Raw genomic sequence first — 1,447 nt, forward strand, 5'->3', positions numbered from 1 at the left:
GGCAGCGCCCGGCTGGCCGCCGGCCTCGACCGGCTGGAGGCCGAGGCGCGCGCCGAGGGCCGCCCGGCGCTGCGGCTCGATGCGGGGGACCAGTTCACCGGCAGCCTCTACCACACCGCGCATGCGGGGCGGGCCGAGGCGGCGGTGCAGCGCGCCACCCGCATCCAGGCCATGACGCTCGGCAACCATGAATTCGATGGCGGGCCGGCGCGGCTGGCCGCCTATGCGGCGCTGCTGCCCTTCCCGCTGCTCTCGGCCAATCTGGACGCCTCGCGCGAGCCGTCCCTGCGGGGCGCCTTCCGCGGCCATGTCGTGTTCACGGCCGGCGGCGCGCGGGTCGGCATCATCGGCCTGACCACGGAGCGCACGCCGCAGGCCTCCAGCCCCGGCCCGACGCTGGCCTTCCGCGACGCGCGCGAGGCGGCCGAGCGCGCCATCGCCGCGATCCGCGCCGGGGGGCCGGCCACCATCCTGCTGCTGTCGCATCTGGGCCTGGCCGAGGACCAGGCGCTGGCCGCCGCCCTGCCGGGGGTGGATGTCATCATCGGCGGCCATTCGCACACGCTGCTGGCCGAGCTGCCGGGGGCGGACGGGCCCTCGCCCACCCTGGTCGAGGGGCCGGACCGGCTGGTGCGGATCGTCCAGGCCGGCGCCTATGGCCGCTGGGCCGGGCGCGTCGATCTCGACCTGGCGCCGGATGGGCGCGTGCTGGCGCAGGGCGGGCGGGTGCTGCCGGTCACCCCTGATCTGCCCGAGGATGCGGCGGTCGCCGCCCTCGTCGCCGAATACGGCCGGCCGCTGGCCGAGCTGCGCGCCCGCCCGGTCGGCCGCAGCCCGGCGGCGCTGCCCAATGCCGGCTGCCGCCAGGGCGAGTGCGCCCTCGGCAGCCTGGTGGCCGAGGCGATGCTGGCCGCGACGCCGGGCGCCGAGATCGCGGTGACCAATGCCGGCGGGCTGCGCGCCGGCCTGCCGGAGGGGCCGGTCTCGCTGGGCGACGTGCTGGAGGTGCTGCCCTTCGGCAACACGCTCGCCACGCTGACGATCCGCGGCGGCGATCTGCGCGCGGCGCTGGAGGCGGGGCTGTCCCGCTACGCCGAGAATGGCGGCGGCTTCCCGCAGGTGGCCGGGCTGCGCTACGGCTTCGACCCGGCGGCGCCGGCCGGGCAGCGGCTGCGCGGCGCCGAGGTGGCCGAGGCCGGCGGCGTCCGCCCGCTCGACGATGCCCGCGCCTATCGCGTGGTGACCAACAATTTCAACCGGCGCGGCGGCGATGGCTACACCGCCTTCCGCGACCGCGCGCTGGAGGCCTATGACAACGGCCCGCCGCTGGAGGAGGTGGTGGCGGCCTATCTGGCCGCCGATGGCGCCTTCCGCACCCGGCTGGATGGCCGCATCGCGCGGCGCTGAGGCTCAGCCCACCCGCCCCGGCGGGGGGGGCGGGTCGGGC

Annotated in this window: 1 protein-coding gene; it reads left to right on the top strand. The window is 77.9% G+C overall.

All coding sequences use genetic code 11. From position 1 onward, the window contains the following. Positions 1–1,407, top strand: a 1,407-nt coding sequence (locus HMPREF0731_RS20555) for a bifunctional metallophosphatase/5'-nucleotidase (protein WP_007006154.1), incomplete at its 5' end; no start/stop codon positions are given. Between the last annotated feature and the right edge of the window lie 40 nt (positions 1,408–1,447).

The sequence above is a fragment of the Pseudoroseomonas cervicalis ATCC 49957 genome, from assembly GCF_000164635.1.
GTDB lineage: Bacteria > Pseudomonadota > Alphaproteobacteria > Acetobacterales > Acetobacteraceae > Pseudoroseomonas > Pseudoroseomonas cervicalis.